Annotated in this window: 17 protein-coding genes and 1 pseudogene; 11 read left to right on the top strand and 7 right to left on the bottom strand. The window is 42.3% G+C overall.

The window, feature by feature from the left end; genetic code table 11:
- Positions 1–37: 37 nt before the first annotated feature.
- The 3 genes from AC6RV6_RS11550 to AC6RV6_RS11540 all read left to right on the top strand — a co-directional run bounded on the left by AC6RV6_RS11550 (position 38) and on the right by AC6RV6_RS11540 (position 3,635).
- A complete protein-coding gene (locus AC6RV6_RS11550; protein WP_500240987.1) occupies positions 38–655 on the top strand; it encodes a TFIIB-type zinc ribbon-containing protein in 618 nt (205 codons plus the stop codon).
- Positions 656–765: 110 nt separating this feature from the next.
- Positions 766–2,457 carry a dipeptide ABC transporter ATP-binding protein gene (locus AC6RV6_RS11545; RefSeq protein ID WP_500240986.1) on the top strand — a complete coding sequence of 564 codons (1,692 nt, stop codon included), beginning with the start codon at positions 766–768 and terminating at the stop codon, positions 2,455–2,457.
- Between the two features lie 455 nt (positions 2,458–2,912).
- Entirely contained in the window at positions 2,913–3,635 is a 723-nt protein-coding gene (locus tag AC6RV6_RS11540; protein WP_500240985.1) for a PEP-CTERM sorting domain-containing protein, read from the top strand.
- 377 nt (positions 3,636–4,012) lie between these two features.
- Here AC6RV6_RS11540 and AC6RV6_RS11535 read toward each other — a convergent pair whose 3' ends face one another.
- Positions 4,013–4,717: an aspartate/glutamate racemase family protein gene (locus tag AC6RV6_RS11535; RefSeq protein ID WP_500240984.1), complete on the bottom strand. Its 705-nt coding sequence runs from the start codon at positions 4,715–4,717 to the stop codon at positions 4,013–4,015.
- Positions 4,718–4,944: 227 nt separating this feature from the next.
- Between AC6RV6_RS11535 and AC6RV6_RS11530 the strand changes: the two genes are divergently transcribed.
- The 6 genes and pseudogenes from AC6RV6_RS11530 (at position 4,945) to AC6RV6_RS11505 (ending at position 9,876) form a co-directional block, all read left to right on the top strand.
- A complete protein-coding gene (locus AC6RV6_RS11530; RefSeq protein WP_500240983.1) occupies positions 4,945–5,490 on the top strand; it encodes a GNAT family N-acetyltransferase in 546 nt (181 codons plus the stop codon).
- 150 nt (positions 5,491–5,640) lie between these two features.
- On the top strand, positions 5,641–6,927 hold the full coding sequence (locus AC6RV6_RS11525; protein ID WP_500240982.1) for an ABC transporter substrate-binding protein: 1,287 nt from the start codon (positions 5,641–5,643) through the stop codon (positions 6,925–6,927).
- 40 nt (positions 6,928–6,967) lie between these two features.
- Entirely contained in the window at positions 6,968–7,876 is a 909-nt protein-coding gene (locus AC6RV6_RS11520; protein WP_500240981.1) for a carbohydrate ABC transporter permease, read from the top strand.
- A gap of 3 nt (positions 7,877–7,879) precedes the next feature.
- Positions 7,880–8,740, top strand: coding sequence for a carbohydrate ABC transporter permease (locus AC6RV6_RS11515; protein WP_500240980.1), 861 nt, complete (start codon positions 7,880–7,882; stop codon positions 8,738–8,740).
- A gap of 68 nt (positions 8,741–8,808) precedes the next feature.
- Positions 8,809–9,282: pseudogene (locus tag AC6RV6_RS11510) on the top strand (ABC transporter ATP-binding protein); the annotation flags it as partial.
- A gap of 120 nt (positions 9,283–9,402) precedes the next feature.
- The gene (locus tag AC6RV6_RS11505; RefSeq protein ID WP_500241033.1) at positions 9,403–9,876 is read left to right on the top strand and encodes a TOBE domain-containing protein; all 474 of its coding nucleotides are present in this window, start codon (positions 9,403–9,405) and stop codon (positions 9,874–9,876) included.
- Positions 9,877–9,883: 7 nt separating this feature from the next.
- Here the strand turns inward: AC6RV6_RS11505 and cobT are convergent, their stop codons facing one another.
- Positions 9,884–10,975 (bottom strand): nicotinate mononucleotide-dependent phosphoribosyltransferase CobT, encoded by a 1,092-nt coding sequence (gene cobT, locus AC6RV6_RS11500; protein WP_500240979.1) that lies wholly within the window; start codon positions 10,973–10,975, stop codon positions 9,884–9,886.
- A gap of 534 nt (positions 10,976–11,509) precedes the next feature.
- On the opposite strand from cobT, the gene AC6RV6_RS11495 reads away from it, so the two are divergent.
- Positions 11,510–11,824, top strand: a complete 315-nt coding sequence (locus AC6RV6_RS11495) for a hypothetical protein (RefSeq protein ID WP_500240978.1) — start codon at positions 11,510–11,512, stop codon at positions 11,822–11,824.
- On the opposite strand, the gene AC6RV6_RS11490 is transcribed toward AC6RV6_RS11495, so the two are convergent.
- The 5 genes from AC6RV6_RS11490 to AC6RV6_RS11470 form a co-directional block, all read right to left on the bottom strand.
- Positions 11,783–13,306 carry a DUF2326 domain-containing protein gene (locus tag AC6RV6_RS11490; RefSeq protein ID WP_500240977.1) on the bottom strand — a complete coding sequence of 508 codons (1,524 nt, stop codon included), beginning with the start codon at positions 13,304–13,306 and terminating at the stop codon, positions 11,783–11,785. The two genes, AC6RV6_RS11495 and AC6RV6_RS11490, sit on opposite strands and share 42 nt — an antisense overlap.
- Positions 13,300–13,527 (bottom strand): ABC-three component system middle component 6, encoded by a 228-nt coding sequence (locus AC6RV6_RS11485; RefSeq protein ID WP_500240976.1) that lies wholly within the window; start codon positions 13,525–13,527, stop codon positions 13,300–13,302. The genes AC6RV6_RS11490 and AC6RV6_RS11485 overlap by 7 nt, the downstream gene beginning before the upstream one ends.
- Positions 13,524–14,159 (bottom strand): hypothetical protein, encoded by a 636-nt coding sequence (locus tag AC6RV6_RS11480; RefSeq protein WP_500240975.1) that lies wholly within the window; start codon positions 14,157–14,159, stop codon positions 13,524–13,526. The genes AC6RV6_RS11485 and AC6RV6_RS11480 overlap by 4 nt, the downstream gene beginning before the upstream one ends.
- A 152-nt stretch (positions 14,160–14,311) precedes the next feature.
- Positions 14,312–15,031 (bottom strand): DUF2232 domain-containing protein, encoded by a 720-nt coding sequence (locus AC6RV6_RS11475; protein WP_500240974.1) that lies wholly within the window; start codon positions 15,029–15,031, stop codon positions 14,312–14,314.
- 23 nt (positions 15,032–15,054) lie between these two features.
- Entirely contained in the window at positions 15,055–15,759 is a 705-nt protein-coding gene (locus tag AC6RV6_RS11470) for a Crp/Fnr family transcriptional regulator (RefSeq protein ID WP_500240973.1), read from the bottom strand.
- 294 nt (positions 15,760–16,053) lie between these two features.
- Here AC6RV6_RS11470 and AC6RV6_RS11465 point away from each other — a divergent pair, with 294 nt between their 5' ends.
- The gene (locus AC6RV6_RS11465; RefSeq protein WP_500240972.1) at positions 16,054–18,528 is read left to right on the top strand and encodes a hypothetical protein; all 2,475 of its coding nucleotides are present in this window, start codon (positions 16,054–16,056) and stop codon (positions 18,526–18,528) included.
- Positions 18,529–18,584: the final 56 nt, after the last annotated feature.

The following is an 18,584-nucleotide window of genomic DNA, read 5'->3' as shown; positions in this document are numbered from 1 at the left end:
AATAATTTTATCGACACGATCGGAGGAAAGCAGATCTGTGGAATGTCCGAAATGTAGAAATGCTGTTCTACTCGATAGCCAATTGTCCGGAAAAATTCCTGTTAAGCGGTGTTCGGAGTGTAAAGGAATGTGGATTTCCCAGCAACATTATCGAGACTGGCAACATAAAGAGCCGCAAAAATCGGCCACTCCAGATTTATTGCAGAAAAAAACAGATATTTCCTTTACAACATCCCCCGTTGATGGTAGAGCCGGGTTGTGTCCGGAATGCAGCCGCTATCTTTCCCGTGCCAAAGTGAAGTACAAATATCCCTTTTTTATCGAACGCTGCCAAGAATGCGAGGGCTTTTGGTGCGATGAGGGAGAATGGGAATTATTAAGTGCTTTAGGATTGAGCAGTTCTCTCGAACAATTTTTCGATCGCCAATGGCAAATGCAAATGCGAGAACAAGAATCCATTGCTAGCGAACGCCAAACTCTGATCGATAAATTGGGTGAGGAGTTAGCATCAGAAATTTTTTCCCTTGGCGATCGCCTAATCGAACACGAAAACGGCGATTACGGTCTAGCTTATTTGATGCGAAAAGCCGCCAATAATATGGATATCCAAGAGTTTAAGAAATTTAAAGAAGAGAAATTCGGTCGAGATTATTAATCAGTCACCAGTCACCAGTCACCAGTCACCAGTTATCAGTCACCAGTCACCAGTCACCAGTTATCAGTCACCAGTCACCAGTCACCAGTCACCAGTTTTAGATATTTGCAATGGCCGACCTTTTGTGCGTTGAAAATTTACGGGTTGCTTATCCCACTCGCCAGCCTCGGGAAAGAGTGGATTGGGCGGTAGATGATGTTTCGTTTACCCTCAATGCCGGGGAAAGATTGGGGTTTGTGGGGGAATCTGGGTGCGGAAAATCAACTTTGGGACGCGCTGCGATGCGATTGTTACCGGCTGCGACTCGCATTGAAGGGCAAGTGAGTTTTGAGGGGAAATCGGTTTTCGATCTCAATTCTTTACAATTGCGTCAATTTCGCGGAGAAGCCGTCGCTTTAGTGTTTCAAGATCCCATGACGCGTCTCGATCCTTTGATGACCATTGGGGATCACTGTGTGGAAACACTACTGTCTCATCAATTTCAATTGTCTAAAAAAGAAGCCAAAGAGAAAGCGATCGCTACCCTTGATGCGGTCAGAATCCCGAGCGATCGCTGGTCGCAATATCCTCACGAATTTAGCGGCGGAATGCGCCAGCGCGTGGCGATCGCCCTTGCCCTCCTCCTCGATCCCAAACTCATTGTTGCTGACGAACCGACCACCAGTTTAGATGTCACGGTGGCTGCGGAAATCTTACAGGAATTGACCCGGTTGTGTCGGGAACGAGATTTAGCGCTGTTATTGATTTCTCACGATTTAGCGATGGTTGGGGAATACTGCGATCGCGTAGCGGTGATGTATCGCGGCAAAATGGTAGAAACTGGGGAAACGCGAGAAATTTTGTCCCATCCCCAACACGATTACACGCGATCGCTCCTCGCGGCAGCGTTACATATTCAAGTGACAGAGGAAAATGGCAACACAACTGAATCCAATAAAGCAGATACTCCGATTGAAAGAACCCCTCTCCTCGAAGTTCGCGATTTAAAACAGCACTACGTCCTCGAAAATAGTTTTCTCCAACAGCTTTTCTCTCCCCAAGCGCAACAAACGATTAAAGCCGTCGATGAAGTGAACTTTACACTCTATCGTGGAGAAATTCTCGGCCTAGTCGGAGAATCTGGTTGTGGTAAAAGTACTCTCTCCCGCACAATTTTGCAATTGGTCGCCCCGACTTCTGGCAAGATTCAATGGCAGGAACGAGATATTACTCATTTGACCCCTCTCGAACTTCGCCTCCTGCGCCGTCAAATGCAAATGATTTTTCAAGATCCCCTCGCTTGTTTGAATCCTTTGATGAAAGTCGGAGAAGCGATCGCAGATCCGCTCTTCATTCATCAACTCGCCACCCCAACAGAAGCACGCCAAAAAGTGGAAGCTATGTTAGAGAGAGTCGGATTGACTCCCGTAACTGAATATTATCACCGCTACCCTCGGGAACTATCGGGAGGACAACAACAGCGCGTCGCGATCGCCCGCGCCCTCATCGTCCAGCCCCAACTCTTAATCTGCGACGAACCCGTGAGTATGTTGGATGCCAGCGTGCAAAGCCAAGTTCTCGACTTGATGCAAGAGTTAAAAGATGAATTTAATCTGACCTATCTTTTTATTACTCACGATCTTTGGGTGGCGAGATTTTTATGCGATCGCATTGCCGTGATGAATGCAGGGAAAATCGTGGAAATGGGCGAAACCGAACAAATCTTTAGCGATCCTCAACATCCCTACACGAAAACCTTATTGAATGCCGCCCCTTTATTAGATGCAAAATCCCCTAAATCTACCGAATCTGAAAGACTTTGAACAACTTGTTCCGCAAATTTGCGGAGGAATTGCGCGATCGCGCATTCCGTGTTTTTAGGGATGTAAATCACAACAATATTGCGATCGACACCGTATAAATCGCAATATTTGGGCAGTAGAAAGCATAATTATTTTGTCAAGTTCATAATTTCCTTAAAAAAGTCCAGAGAAATATAAAGAGTTAGTCAAGAAGCTATTTTGCGGTTGCTTTTCCCAAAAATTCCCCGTATCTTGATAAATAAGCGCAGGGAAAACTTCTTACAGGGTGTTTCAAGAGCGTCTCCGCCAGACAAAAAAATATATAAATATTTGAGTCGGGAGAAGCGGGATTTTGCAAAAAGCAATAACCTCAAGCGTTATTCGCGACTTCTACTCAACTGCATAACCTAAATCGCGCAACCCCCCCTTCTTGAAAAAAATAAACTAAATCTTCTAGCAATATCGAGGTATTAACCATGACCGTTCAATCCACTCTCTTCTCTAAAATCACAAAAGCTGCGATCGCTCTCCCCATAGTTGCCACAAGTATTGCTGCTGGTCTCGCTTTCAATACTGGCTCTGCTGAAGCTGGCGGTCTATCTGGAACTTTTCAAATCAACGGCTTTAGCAGCTTGATTGAATTGTCAAACGAGGGAATTGATTTTGTCCCCAATCCTCTGTTTGGTTTAGCGGATGATGCTCCGACTGAAGTACAACTCACCGCTCAAACCGGAGATTTTGCTACCTTTAATAGCGCTTTTATTGCAGACCTCATTCCTGTTGACCTTTCTCCTATCAACCCATTCTTAGATTTGAGTACTGGGGCTCCTGCACCATTCTTCGCCAACGAGCAAGATGGCGAATCTACTTTTAGCGTCACCAAAAACTCTGGCTTACTGGTTGCACAAGAAGACTTCGGCGTACTCAGTCTCTCCGTGGAGTTGGATGGATTATTTGACCACCTTGGCGAAATGTCTAAAGGTCAAGCTATCTTAACTTTCCAAATCGCTGAAATTGGTATCACAATTGAAGATTTTGAAGCTCGTCTTGCTGGTGGAGAAGTCTTTGATGATGTGACCTTCTCTGGTGCGGCTTTCACCGCAGTGGCTGAAGTCCCCGAACCCGCAACTATCTTAGGATTATTAGCTGTTAGCGGACTCGCTGGAACTTCCATTCGCAAGCGTAAAGCTGACGCTTAAGGCGCGTACTATCTCTAAACTGCAATTGTAAAAGCAAGAAACCCAACTTTTTGAAAAAGTTGGGTTTTCTCAATTTTAAAACTTCTGTTATACTAACCTTTACATTCCGATACAAATTGCGGGAAATACTGAGACCAATAAAGGGTTAATTGTCAACCCCGAAGAGGCACTTTGCAAAGTGTCACGTACCGATCTAGACCGCAATCAAGAAATCGTCATAATCTAATTGTGTGTGAGGAAAAGCAACAACGAGAAAAGAATCTGGGGTCGAAACACGGCAAGACTCCCAACCTCTTTTTAAGTTGAAATGATGCGTGAGTGACTGGGAGCGACCTTGATTTGAGGTCGCTCCCTACTTTTGTAGATATTTTTATAGATTATTTTGCAGTTTTGGCCAGAGGAAAAGCTAAATCTCCGACTTTACTGGTTTTCAAACCTGTACTGACGAGAGCTTCAACAAATTTCACAGCAGTCCCAACCCCATCAATGACAGGAATCCCGAGTTTCTGGGAAATAGAGTCAGCCAAATCTGCCATTCCCGCACAGCCCAATACGATCGCACCACATTCATCTTCTTCTAAAGCACGACAACATTCAGCCAGAATCATATCTCCAGCTTTTTTATTTCCTTCCAAGTCCAAAACTGCGAGATTCGTCCCTCGAATGCGGCTGCAAAATTTTGTCATACCGTAATTTTCCAGCAAATGTGCCGCAATAATTTTCGTGCGGCTGAGGGTCGTAACAATTGAAAAACGGGTGGAAATCATGCTGGCTGCGTGCATGGCAGCTTCAGCAATCCCGATCGCGGGACCGGTGGCCAATTCTCTGACCGCAAGGAGTCCGGGATCGCCAAAACAGGCGATGACATAACCATCGACTCCTGCAAGTTCTCCCGATCTCACTTCTGCAAGAATGCCGGGGATACTCATGGCTTCATCATAATGGTCTTCAATGGAAACAGGGCCGTCTTGAGGGTTGCAAGCAATAATTTCCGTACCGGGAGAAGCCACGGCTCGAGCAACTGCACCGATTTTCTCGGTCATGCTGGCGGTGGTATTGGGATTAATAACTTTGATTTTCATAAGTGGGCACGATCGCTTTTACAATAGAATAAAACTATTTGGGTTAGAGGACATTATGTTATAGAATCTGAGAATTCTCATTGCAGTTTCAAGGATTTTACTATTGATAATTTAGCCTAAATTGTTAAGAAAAAATTCTGCGATCGCACGAGCATAACAGAGCTATCTCAAATTTAAGTTCTATAGTTGACCAATTTTTTGGGATTTAAACTCATTTAATTGACATAATGGATATTACAATCCGATTGGCAAAATCAGAAGAAATAGAAACAATTCTCGATATACAATCTGAAGCTTTAAGAATTCTTTCTCGAGAAGATTATACAGAACAAGAAATTGAAGCAATCATTCAAACGCAGGCTAAAGCAAGAGGACATCAAGAAATTATTTTTGTTGCAGAATTAGATGATATTATTGGCTTTTCCTGCCTGTCGGCTAATTCACAACAGATTCATGGTATTTACGTTCATCCCGATTGCGTCCGTCAAAAAATCGGCACAAAATTACTGCAAGCTATCGAAGAAGCAGCTATCGAAAAGAGATATAGAGAATTATACGTCACTTCTTCTCTTACTGCTATTCAATTTTATCAAGCTAACGGTTATAAAAAGAACTTTTCTTATCATTTGCAGTTGAATAATAGCTCGATTTCTGTGGCAATGATGTCCAAACAGTTGATTCCTCTAACTACCAAAGAAAAAACAATACGGGTGCTGGTAATTTTAGCGATCGCGATCTTTTTTCTTGTTTTTTTCCTTTGGTTATTTTTTTAATCTTTGTGATCCTGTGAAACGTTCCGATTTCTGATTGATATGCAATAAGTGCAATTGAAGCATTAAGTTTTTTAACATTTTGAGAGTGAATCGTCTTTAACCTTGAGAGATTGCGGTAAGAGTAACCCAAGCCCAAACTTATCGTGTTGTATGAATGTTCTCATAAATATTTGGAGGCGAAGATCGAGATTCACTCGCATTTTAGTTTTAGCGATCGCCACCCTAACGCTCTGCCTCGCCTTCATTTTGCCTGTTTTGACCCAGCAGCGCGTCAAAATCACCGTGATGATGCAGGCACTCGAAGCTGCACAATGGCAACCTATCGAGGAACAATTTGAGAGTGAAAATCCCGATATCGACCTCGAAATTATCGAAGCGCCTAATGCGACTAATCTTGTAGAAGACCTTTATACTTCTGCTTTTCTCTTGGGGGATTCCCCCTACGATTTAGTTTATCTCGATATCGTTTGGGTGCCGAAATTTGCTGCTGCCGGTTGGCTACAAGCGATTGATGAATTTGTTGCTGAAGATGACTTAGAAGATTTTTTAACAGGGGATGTCAATGGCGGCAAGTATCAAGATGAATTATATCGCATGCCATTTCGATCCGATGGTGGGATGCTATATTATCGCAGCGATCTGTTAGAAGAAAATGGCTACAATCCCCCAGAAACCTTTGCAGAATTAATTGCAATTTCTCAAGATTTGCAAGAGAAAGGAATTGCTAAATGGGGTTACGTTTGGCAGGGAAAACAATATGAAGGACTTGCCGCCATGTTTGTGGAAATTCTTGAGGGATTTGGGGCATATTGGGTGAATCCAGATACTTTAGAAGTCGGACTCGACTCAGACAATGCGATCGCGGCGGTAGATTTTCTTCACAATCTCATTAAGGATGGTATTTCGCCTCCCGGTGTCACCACTTATGCAGAAGAAGAAACACGCCGACTTTTCCAAGGCGGAGAAACCGTTTTTCTGAGAAACTGGCCTTATGTTGCAGGACTGGCTTCGCAATCAGACATTGCGGGCAAATTTGCCCTCAAACCGATGGTACACCAACCCGGATATCAGAGCGGAGCTTGTCAAGGAGGTTGGGGACTGGGAATGTCCGCAACAACAAAGCATCCCGAGGAAGCATGGCGAGTAATTGAGTTTATCAGCAGTGAAGAGACCCAACAAGAATTTGTCTTGCAAACGGGATATTTACCCAGTCGGCGATCGCTTTTTACCGATCCCGCGATCGTTGCGAAATACAGTTACTATCCTCAACTTTTAGAAGTCGTTGAAAATTCCGCACTCCGTCCTCCGATCGCGCAGTATGCCCAAGCCTCGGATATTTTACAACGCTATTTGAGTGCAGCATTAACGAATACTTTGAGTGCAGAAAAAGCGATGAAAGCGGCTGCTTCTGAAACTCGCCGTTTATTAGCACGATAGCTTATCAATTTGTAGTTATCCATCACCCATTACTGAAAATATGGAAACAGACAGCATTCGGAAACGAGAAAAACAAACAGGCTGGCTATTAATTACTCCTGCTCTACTGATTTTAGCTTTTGTCTTTTTGTACCCCATTGCTCGCGCCTTTTGGTTGAGTTTATTTACCCAAAATTTAGGAACTCAACTAGAACCCGTTTTCTCGGGTTTGAATAATTATGGCAGAATGTTGGGCGACGGACGATTTTGGCAAAGTTTGTGGAATACAAGCGTTTTTACTGCGATTAGTATTTCCCTTGAATTAGTTCTCGGTATGACCTTCGCTCTCGTCCTCAATCAAGCCTTTTTTGGTAGGAGTTTGGCAAGGACTGCCGCCCTAATTCCTTGGGCATTGCCAACAGCGATTATGGGACTTGCGTGGGCATGGATTTTTAACGATCAATATGGTGTTGTTAACGATATTTTGTTTCGTTTAGGCATTATTAACGAAGCCGTAACATGGCTGGGAGAGCCAACCCGAGCAATGTTTTCCTTAATTATTGCCGATGTTTGGAAAACAACACCCTTTATTGCTTTAATTTTATTAGCGGGTTTGCAATCAATTTCTAGCGATCTCTATGAAGCTCATGCGATTGATGGTGCAACGCCAGTGCAAAGTTTTCGACAAATTACCCTACCGTTATTAGCCCCACAAATTTTAATTGCTCTCCTGTTCCGATTTGCTCAATCTTTTGGCATATTTGATTTAGTACAAGTCATGACAGGAGGAGGACCGGCGGGATCGACAGAAATGGTTTCTATTTATATCTATGCAACCGTGCGCCGTTATTTGGATTTCGGTTACGGTGCGGCTTTGGTAGCAGTCACATTCTTGTTATTAGTTTTAGCCGTTGCGATCGCAGCTTTTTTCTTATCCAAGTCCCGCATTAACATCTCTGGAGAACGATAAATCATGACTGCAACTGATTCTACAACGCAAAAATCTCTCAATTGGAAAAAGATATTACTCTGGGCAGGAGTGATTTTCATGATTTTATTTTGTCTCGCACCTCTGCTTTGGCAAATTTTGACCTCGCTGAAAACTAATGATGCGATCGCACAATTACCAACTGTTTATTTTCCTAATTCCCAAGAACTGACTCTCGATCATTACATTATTTTGGGAGGAAAATTTCTGCGTTATATGTTCAATAGTGCTTTTGTTTCTTTTGTCTCAACTTTGATTTGTTTGGCAGTTGGTGCACCCGCAGCATATACCTTAGCACGATTGAAAATACCGGGAGAGAAAATTATTCTAGCTTGTGTTCTTGTTGTCAGTCTTTTTCCTTATGTTCTTCTCTTTTTAGGATTATTAGAACTGGTGAAATTTTTTGGCTTAGGGAATAATTATATTGCTCTAATCATTCCCTATACAGCGATTAATTTACCCTTAACTATTTTAGTGCTGAGGAGTTTCTTTCAACAACTCCCCAAAGACTTAGAAGATTCTGCTCGAATTGATGGTTACAATACGATCCAAATGTTACTACAAATTGTTTTGCCGATGACAATACCGGCATTAGTGACAACAGGAATTTTGGCTTTTATTTTTGCTTGGAATGAGTTTATTTTTGCGCTTACTTTTATTACAAGAGACGCATTACAAACTATTCCCGTTGCTGTTTCTAAAATTGGAGGTGCGAGTGCTTTTGAAATTCCTTACGGTCCGATCGCAGCTGCAACAATTTTAGGAACTTTACCGCTTATTATCTTGGTGCTTGTCTTCCAACAGCGTATCGTTCAAGGGATTACTGCTGGTGCTGTCAAAGGCTAAATCAATAGTTTACTTTGACAACCATCTTTCTTTAAACTTTATCTATTTTTCTCGACAATAAGATTATCATGGCTACACTAAAATTACAAAGTTTACGCAAACAATTTGCTCCCAATGTTGTTCCTGTTAAAGATATTAGTTTAACAGTAGATGATGGGGAATTTTTAACATTATTGGGACCTTCAGGATGCGGCAAATCGACACTACTACGCTTAATTGCAGGTTTAGAACAACCTACAGCAGGGCAAGTTGTTGTCGGGGAAAATAACTTAACTAATACTCCTCCAGGCGATCGCAATATGGCGATGGTTTTTCAAAGTTATGCCCTTTATCCTCACATGACAGTTGCTGAAAATATTGCGGCTTCATTGAAAATTCGCAAAACCCCGAAAGCGGAAATTAAACAGCGTGTCGGTACTGTTGCCGAGACATTAGGACTCTCCCATTTACTCGATCGCAAACCGGGTCAACTTTCCGGGGGACAGCGCCAACGGGTTGCTCTGGCTCGCGCTCTAGTGAGAAATCCAGAGGTGTTTCTGCTTGATGAACCATTAAGTAATCTAGATGCACTATTACGAGAACAGGTTAGAGAAGAACTCAAGCAGTTGTTTGAAACACAAAACAAACCTGTTGTTTATGTAACTCACGACCAAACCGAAGCAATGACATTATCGAGTAAAGTTGCCGTGCTTCTCGATGGGTTAGTGCAACAACTCGATCCTCCCAGTCGCATTTATACCCATCCTGCTAATAAATTTGTAGCGGGTTTTGTGGGCAGTCCTCAGATGAATTTACTTTCCTTGAATTGTCAAGGCGATCGCGCGATTTTAGGCGCTTTTTCTCTGCCTTTACCTTCCTTGTTTCCTCAACCCGAGGCGATCGATATCGGCATCCGTCCGGAAGATTTAAGACTGGCTACAGAAGACGATAAAATTACTGTTAAAGGTGATGTATTTTTAGTCGAACACTTTGGTCGAGAATTACTTGCAAGTGTCAAAATTAGCGGTTCAAATGATACTCTTCGCATTCTCATCGACCCCGATCGCCAATGGGACAAAGAAGGGATTAAATTAGCTGTAAATCCCGATCGCATTCATTGGTTTGATGCAAAAACAGGCGATCGCTTGAATCAGTGAACAGTTATCAGTTATCAGTTATCAGTAATCGATCGGCGATCGCGTCAATTTCTGCGACTAAGCGATCGTTGTGCCAATTATCGGCCAAATGTGCTGCGATCGCGCATCCTCCCGCTCCGACTCCTTCTTTCACATAACCTCTCTCGTAAGCGCGAAAATTCTCGAAGCGAGAGTGAGTGAAATTGAGTTGTGTGGCTAAAAGGGGAACTTCTGCGATCGCTTCTGCCAGTCCAATTGTGTCCCCTGTTGTATCTTCCGCTACCCATCGCGTGGTTCCGACAACAATGCGATCGGGTTGCCACGACAACGAATACATTTCTGCAAGAGAATTTAACAGGGCGTAAACTGCCAGCATTTGCGTACCTCCTGCCAACAAAACCCCACTCTGGCGACTGACTGCGATCGCCATTCCTGCAACAGCAATTTGCATGGGATCCCCCACCGCAGCCACCAATTTGAGGGGATCGCGATCGGAAATTTGCTTTAATCCCTGTTGGACGATCGCCCATTTTTGCCCGTGATTACAACTCGGATGAGAACTATTCACTTTTCCTTGTGCTGCAACACCTAACCCTGTGAGAATGCTTAATGCAGTTGTCGTTCCTCCTACAACGCATTCCCCAATTATTAAATAACTATCTTGTAATTGTTGAGATAGTTTTTCACCCCAAAATAAACCGCGATCGAGCAAATTTTTCACAATGGACAACGGGAGTGCTTTTCCAGTAGAAACACAACTTGCAGGTTGTCCTCCTAACGCGATCGCAGGCACGGCTGGAGGTTGAGGTAAACCCGCATCAAACAACCAAATGGGGATTTTTAAAGTTTCTACCACTGCCCGAGAAATGAGGACGGGAGAGGCACCGACATGAAGGGGAGGGAGAGAATATTGCGGATGAGATTTAACGCCATTGACAAGGAATTCAGCATCAGCGATCGCAGTATATTTTCGGTCTTCTGAAGTGGCCCCAGCCGCAGAAATCCCTTCAATCAATCCCGTTTCTGTAAAGCCCAAAACACAAGCAAAATGAGGCAATTTTCCGCGATATTGCTCGAGCCAGCTTTCTCCTTTTTCCTGTTGCGTGTAGATTTTTATCAAGTTTGTTTCTGGTTATTTATTTTTAACTGTAGCAAGCAAAGAAGTTCGTTCTATAGCGAACTTCTTTGATAAAATCGAGATTACTTGTTTATGCTCGATGATAACTGCAAACAGAAGGTTTATCTCCTTCATTATCTGGAACTGACGTATTATAGCAAGTCCATTTGATTTGTAAAAATAGTAGTATTTAACAAAATTCTCATCATCAATTGTGGAACGGGCATCTTGCCCGTATTTGGGTTAATCAGAAACAAGCATCTTGCTTGTTTCACTCATTTACAATTCATTTGGTTTTGCTATAGCAGGTAAAACAGATACTGAGATTGGATAAAACTGTGATATAATATTGTATAGGTTAGGTGCTGCTTACCCATAGTAATTGGATATTGTTATCGCTGTAGTTCTTATAACTTTATACGAGAAATCAGAGATTTATTTCTCAAAAGAGCGAGAATAAGACAGATTTTTTGAAAGTTTCAATTTTATGGATTTTCAATACTTAAGAAAAATTTATAATTAAGGAATCTAGATTTAATGGATTTTTTATTGATTAATCAAAGACTCAAAGATTTAGAGCATAATATTCGTGCAGATATGGAATTACTTAATGAATTTGAGGCAGAATTGAGATATGAAACAAACCCTCGGATCAAAGCACGCCATTGCAAAGAAATTGAGCGACAACAAGAATCAATTACTAAATATAAAAAAGAATATGCTGAACTCAAAACAGAATTAGATAATTCTCAAGAATCATTGGCTCAGGTACAGAATATAGATTGTCAATTAGAACAGATGAATTCTAAATTAATTGGGTGCAGGATTTCGCTCAGACCAGAGTTGAGCTAAAGTTAAATCATAGCAAAATATTTTCATATTACCAATTCCTTCACTACCATCACGAGCGATATTTACATTAAAATTATATCCTTTATCTACTACGTTAATAATTAGCTTTCCAGGTGCATTATAAAGCTCTTGAGAATTAGAATTAAATAATGAAATCGCAAGATTTTTTTGAACATCGCGCTCTTGTAAATCACGTTTCATACTCATTATTAAACGTTCTGTTTCAATTTTCAAAGCACTTTTATCTTCCTCAAACTGCCTCAGTTCTTCAATTCTTCTATTGATTTCATTAAGATCGGCTTTAGTATCCAAATAAAGAGATTGAAGTTTAGTATGTTCTTCTAACGCTCCATGAGTTTGCAAGATTTCTAATAACAATGCTCTTTCTGTTGTTTTGTGTCTAATAATATCGTTTTTTTTATCTATTAATTCGCTAAGTTTGTTGATTTCAGACTTAAGAAACTCTTGACGATTTTGAACAATTTCATGATGAAATTGAGCTACATTCTCTAACCTACGAATAACTAAATTGGGTAATTCAATGCCAGCACTGTGATAAAGATTAATCAATTCATTTCTATCAGGCTCATTTTCTTGTTCTAACGAAGATAAATAGCATTCCTTTAATCTTTTATTGATTAAATTTTCATTAGTTGCATCATGAATTTCTCGAGTTAAACGATCTGCATTTTGCTCAAGTTCATGATATTCAGGATAAACCTGAAAATTACGTAAATTGGCTTCTTTTGCATTTAGTAGTTGTTCAGTTTGAACTTTATAGGCTTCTAATTCTCCTAAATTTCCCACAATTGCACTTCTTGCACCTTCTTCCGTTGTTTTTTTCAGTTTCTTAATATTGTCGAGAAGTTTTTTTCGATCTTTTAAACGTTGTAAATTCCGTGAATATTCCCAGCCAAGACCTAATAAAAAAGAATTGTTGATTTGTTTATCCCATTCAACTTGTTTTCTATGATGTTCAAAAGGAGTGGAATAAGCATCCCTACCACGACGAATAAAATACGGAATTAGACTTCTAAATGTTGGAGAGAATTGTCTATCTTTGCTATCAATAGGTAAGCTAAAAACAAAATCACCTAAAATGGCTTTCCAAGAGTCTAATTTTAAAATATTTTTCCCGTTTTGTTGTTTAGGTTGAATTTTCCAATCAGTTGTCTCTCCTTCTATTTCTATTTGTGATGGTTTATCAATACTGCGAGTGGCTGTGATCGTTGAGTTAGCTAAAGTTATATCTAAACTGAAAGTCCATCCTGGAAGATAAGATTTATGAAGTTTGTTTTTTCTATCTATATTTGCCCCTAGACAAAAATGAATAATTGCAATTAAAGTCGATTTACCCAGACCATTGCGTGAGTCTTTTTGATCTGAAACTTCTGTGCGATCTGCTAATATGACATTAAAGCCCGGCTGAAATTCAACCGTTTTGAACAAAGATTGATTGGCCTTGACAGAATGAATCAGCATGAGTTTTTCCGGAGTAGTCCTTCCTCTAGTTCTATTGCACCAATCATATACAACAAATCGAGAGTCAAAATAAAACGCTCAAATGTAGCAAATTCTGGTCGTGCAGATACTTCGTTCCAGAGTGCTGTCACTGTCTTTGATTGGTCTAAGTGTACTAATATTATACCACCTAAACCTAAAAATGAATTTTTTACTGGTATGTGCTTAGTTGGCAAAATCATTTTTCAAAAATCTCACATCTTTCAAAGAAATAATATAATACAGCCAATCCTGCTGCTTTGGTAATATCATTTGGTTTAGAATGACTAGAAAAAGAAAACTCGTAAAGTGCTTGAAATAACTCATCACCTTCTAAACCTTGATCCCGAAGATCATTGTATCGTTTAACAAAACCTGCTTTAAGTTTTTCTGGAAGGTTGGGTGTTATAGAAATATATTTTACAATAAAATCTTCAACCATTTTTACTTTACTACTACCATTTGTTAATAAAAATTGTACAGGAGGAGTTAATTTATTCTTGTTCATTTTTTCTCTTGGAGGTGTAATACGATAATCTTGCTCTGAAATTGTATCTATCATATCAATAATGCCTAAAGTAACAATTTCCAGTTCCCTAAAACTAATGTTACCTATTGCTTCCCATAGATTTTTTCCATAGCCCCTACTAATTTCATTCAATTCCTGTCGATCTTTCTCGATTCGATTTTTAATCTCATTAATATCTTTTTTTATCTTTTTCGATTTTTTAATATCAGTTGCTAATCTTAATTGATCTTCATAATCTTTTAGGAGATGCACATCCTGTGAGAGATTGTCTTTTAAATCTTGTTGCCTTTGCTCAAACCAATCCACTACTTGTTAACTCCTCAACATAGTTATTACATAATTATAGGGTATTTGGAAAAGTTGGTAATATAATCGCTGGTTTGATTTGTACAAATGATCGCACACGACGACAGCAAATTCAGCGAGATGCTAACCCACCAGAGAGGCGATCGCAATACCTAATAATCATACTCAACCAAGGCTTGAATCCAGTCTGGAGGGCGAGGAATGGGATTTTTGAGGCGATCGAACAGTAATAATGCCACTAGATGAACCGAAAATAAGTAGAGAAGGCTATGTAAAACAATCAGCACAAAAGCGATCGCTTGAATTAAGCCAATATCTGGCTGTGCTAAAATTCCGAACTTAATAAATAACCAATCCAACCATCTTGTAATTTGGTTAATGACATAAAGCCAAGCATTTTCTCCAAGAAAAATCGAAATTAAAACAACGCGAAAAAAAGAACCAAATGTTCCTAAAATCGTTCCCAATAAAATTGAAAAATACCAACTTCCTCGCCGCTTCCAAACCATCCCCAATTGAACGCCCATGACCGCATAAGGAATGGTATACATAATACTGCGCGTCGGTCCCATCAAAACCGATAATAATAATCCCGAAATGAGGACCCCCATCCAAGCGGCTCTATTTCCGCGACGCAAATAGAGTAAAGCGATGGGAATGGGAAACAGAAGTTGCAGAATGGGACCGAGAGGGAAATAATAATTAATCAGCCACATTAAACTCGCCGCACTGGACAAAAAGGCCGTCTCGACCATCACCAGAGAAGTGGCGTGGCGATCGCGAGACTGAGAGGGAGGCAATCGCCGCGATCGCTCCTTTACCGACACATTTTGCGCTTCCTCTCCCGCATCAACCCAGTTCGTTTCGTCCATACAAACAAAAAACAACCCAATTATTAACTAATCGTTTTTTCTAATCTTTGCTTGTCCGGAATTCTGAGAATATCGTGATCGCGCTGAATTACCCCTTTTTTCTCTAACTTAGTGAGAACGCGAGTCACGGTTTCCCGTGCCAAACCGCTCAAACTACTTAATTCTCGGTGGGGAAGGTTGGGAATTTCAATCCCTTGCTTGCCTTCTTTGCCTTGTCCTTCCGCTAAAAATAACAGGGTATCGGAAACCCGAGACATACTATCGGCTTCTCTGAGTCTCAAGCGGCGGTTGACTTGACGCAACCGGGTGGCCATGAGTTGAGCCAAACGCACTCCGGCTAAAGGCTCTGTGGTGATGAGTGCGACAAAATCTTGAGCGGGGACGCTGCTAATTTTGGTGGTCGTCAAGGTAATCACATCCGTAGAACGCGGGACTTCTTCCAAAGCGGCCATCTCGCCAAAGACTTCTCCTTTGCCGATAATGTTCAGGGTCACTTCTTTGCCGTCGATATTGTAGGTGCGGATTTTCACCCAACCATCCACGATAAAATAGACTGAGCCGCCCCAGTCATTTTCTAAAAGAATGACTTGGTTGGGCGGGTGGCTGCGGATGACAGCATGATGAACGAGCTTATCGAGAGCATTATCCGGTAGCCCTTGAAAGAAGGGTGCGGCATCAATAAGTTCTTGAATATCGGGGTTGGTTTCGCGGGAATTAGTTCCGTCCATGAGGCAAGAGTTGAACGAGCGTAAACGTTTCGGTTGTCCTGCCCGAGGGCGAGGCGATCGCAAACGTTCACAAGTTATTATGCGCTAATTGCGCGGTTAGTGTTGCAAAAATCTGAAAATTCTCCATTTTTTTTGGAGATCTCCACCAATTCAACTTAACTTTCCTTGCTAACAAGGGATTGAATAGTATAAGAAGAGTAGCATAAAAAACAAAACGCCGAGTTTATCGATCGTTTTTGCTGAGGCTGTTGCCTTCTTTGCAGTGCTGTGAGCGATTTAATTTAAGGATTTGCGGTGATTTCATACAACGATATTCAAGCTCTTATCGCCGAAATTGACGAGGTTCTGCCTCGGCAGTCGGAACGGGTCGAGACCGCCGAGGGGTTGTTGACTGAGGATAATCGTATTGAGAGGAGCAGGCAACAGGCCGTGTTAGAGAAAGTTCGCGGGTACTTGCTGTCCCTGCGAAATCAAATCGAGGTCGCGCCTTCTGGCTCCTCTCAACTGCAAGGAGAAGAACAACAGACAGCCAATGCGATCGCTTCTGCGGTGATGGCACAGTTAAATATTCGCCGCCAAGATTGGCTGCAACCCCTCCACGCTGAAGTCGCAGACCTGCGACGGCATCGCGAATCCCTTGTACAGGAAATTCGCGCTTTAGAGGGGCAGCATTTGCAGTTAATGTCGGATTTCCTGCAAATTCTTCTCGGACGGTGTAGCAAGGCACTCCAACATGAATTCTCTCTCTCTCTCGAAAAGTTTGAGGCTCAGTTATGGCAACTGCAAGATTCTCGCGACGAGAAGGCTGCTTTTACCCCGCTCAAACACCTCGATCGCCTGCAAAAAATGCGATCGCTCCAGCAACAGGCCGATTTCCTCGTACTTAATCTCGATCGCACCTTCCACAAGGTTTTTGAGTCGTTGGAGGGGGACATGCAAAGCTATCATCAATCTCTGTCTCGGGGGATTGAGGAAATGCACGCATTGGGACAACAAGGGCAAACCGTGCTAGCTGCTTATTTGCAACGCCTCAATCCGGAGCAGGTCGGGCCAATTCAGCCGTTAGAAGAAATTGAAACCCCATTCCGCGATCGCTCTCTGGAGGAACCTTCCCCGCAACCCAGCGATTCCGAAGAGACACAAACTGCGGCCATGGCCATGTTTCCCTTCGCGGGCATGGAAATTCCGCCCGCACCCACGACACAAGCATCCCTACGAGATTGGGAATTAGACGAGGAGAATGAGGCGCTAGAGCCTGTTGATGCTCTATTCCAAGTCGATCTCGCAGGAGAGAATGATGCTGATGAAGGTCTCGAGGCATGGGAAGCATGGGACGAACATCTGTTTCATTCCGATGAGTTGATGCAGGCAGGAGAAGAGGAGAAATCGACCTCGATCGTCCTGACTCTCAAGGAGGCAGAATTAGAGGAGTTATCCGCCGAAGAGCCGCCCGTTCGCGATCTATTTGCAGGCTTGGCAGATCCGGCGATCGCGACGGAAGAACCCTCTGTTATTCCTGTTCTCTCTCCAGATGCTCCACCTCCTAGTGTTGAGGTGGAACTATTCGGCGAACCAGCACAGGAGGAAAGCGACAGCATTGCGATCGCAGCAGAGATTGCTCCAGAATTAGAACAAGAGAACTTAGACGCTGACGCTCGATCTTTAGATGAGATTGTTGGCGAGACGATTGCCTCTTTGACGGAACTTTTAGACGAAAAATCCGAACAGTCGGAGTCAGCAGAAGCCGTTGTCGAAGAGGAAACTCTCGTCGTTGGAGCAGGGGAGACATTATTGGCAACTGATGAGGTGAAACCCCAACCACAAGAAGATTTAGAAGCACTGCTCGACTCTGGACAACTGAAAACCCTGACGGAGGATTTAGCCAATTTTGAAGGAAATTCTACAGTTTCAGAGGTTGATATCTCTCCGGTAAACATTGAAGAGACGACTCTAGAACCAGAAATTCAGCCGGCTATTGACTCGAAAGAAGCGATCGCGGATTCTTCCGAGTCAGAGATTGTTGTTGAAGTAAAAGACGAAGAAGCCAGTTTAACAAGATCGGGCGATCGCGAAATTCATCTCGATTCTCCCGAAATTGATGCGGCAATGGAAATTGACGAATCTTTCGAGGCAGCCTTTGAGGAGGAAATCATTAACGAAGGGGATGAAGATTGGATGCTTCCCGAAACTGCGATCGCCACAGAAACAGACGCGATCGCACTTCCTCCCTCAGCCATCTTGACTTCTCTGGCGGATTTGCAGTGGCAAGAACAGATATCAGTCACCAGTCACCAGTCACCAGTCACCAGTCACCAGTCAACAGTCACCAGTTACCAGTCAACAGTTACCAGTCAACAGTTACCAGTCAACAGTCACCAGTCAACAGTCACCAGTCAACAGTCAACAGTCACCCCTGCTTCGGCTTCTTCTCTTGGTAAGGAAAGGGTCAACCAACAACAATTAGAAATTGTGGTTGATGATGATTTTGAGTCATTATCTTCCAAACAGGTATTGACGGCTGCAAGGACAAGCAAAAATCCCGTACCTGCTATGCGTTCTCCTAAACCAGAAAAAACGTTCTCCTCTAATGAAGATTTGTGGGATAACCCAGAAACTCATCGGGATGACGTTTCTCGGCCTCAGGACGCTAAAGAATCTGCACAGAACTCTCAAGCGATTGAGAATACCAGTCCATCGGTCACAGAAATTGTTACCGATCCTTGGGGCGAAACCTCAAATTCTTCGGAAAGGAAACAGGACAAAGGTTAAAAAATTCAATCTTCCCAACGGCAAACCTTCGTATTCAACGATCGATATTGTTCATT

It is taken from the genome of Spirulina sp. LEGE 11439 (assembly GCF_059821285.1).
Note: the sequence above shows the minus strand (reverse complement) of the source record. Positions and strands in the feature narration are given on the sequence as shown.